At 73.2% G+C, this 816-nt stretch carries 1 pseudogene; it reads left to right on the top strand.

Annotated features, from left to right (window positions below):
- Nucleotides 1–816 (top strand): annotated as a pseudogene (locus D7W79_RS42400) (hypothetical protein); the annotation flags it as partial.

Raw genomic sequence — 816 nt, 5'->3', positions numbered from 1 at the left:
GTTCGCGGCGGAGGCGACGGGGCTGGGGTTGATCGCGGCGGGGCTGGTGCCCATCGCGTTGACGGGCGCGTCGCGAAAAACAATCGGGCCGCTGTACGCGGTGACGCTGACGGGGGCGGGGGTGTTCTCGCTGTCGATGCTGGCGAACCTGTACGCGGTGACGTCGCCCGCGTTCGACCCGGGGCGGGTGCCGGACACGCTGCCGCCGCTGGAGTTCGACCTGGGCTACCAGTACGTGCACGACGCGACGGCGGAGTACCGGAACTTCTTCGCGCTGGGCGCGGTGGCGAGGCTGTCGGCGGTGCGGCTGGAGGCGTCCGCGCGGCTGGCGCCGGACGAGGGCAACACGTTGATCCGCGCGGGCGCCGCGTACCGGCTGTGGGGCGCGCCGGAGCGGACGCCGGGGCTGGGGGATGGCACGTCGCTGGATGTGGAGGGCTTCGCGACGTACCACCGCTACCCGACGGAGGGCTTCACGCTGGGAGGCGGGGAGCTGGCGCTCAAGGGCCGCTACGCGATGGAGCGCTTCGGGCCGCGCTTCGCGGGTTCGTTCGTGGAGGGCGGCGTGGGGCTGTCGGCCCAGAGCTACAGCTATCCGGGGCGCGTGGAGGACGACAACCTGTACGGCCAGTTGCTCTACACGTTTGGCTACGGCGTGTGGCTGGGGCGCGGCGGGCCGCTGCGGGGCGAGGCGGTCCTCTTCTACGACCACCGCAAGGACGGGCTGGTGGGAGGGCTGCGGGGCCGAGGCGGCGGCATGCTCGGGTCGTTCGGCCTGAGGGGGCGCGTGCTGGTGACGGAACGCTGGGGCGTGGC

The organism is Corallococcus exercitus, from assembly GCF_003611585.1.
In the GTDB taxonomy this organism is placed as follows: domain Bacteria; phylum Myxococcota; class Myxococcia; order Myxococcales; family Myxococcaceae; genus Corallococcus; species Corallococcus exercitus.
The sequence above is the reverse complement of the archived record's forward strand: the minus strand, read 5'-3'. Positions and strand labels throughout refer to the sequence as shown.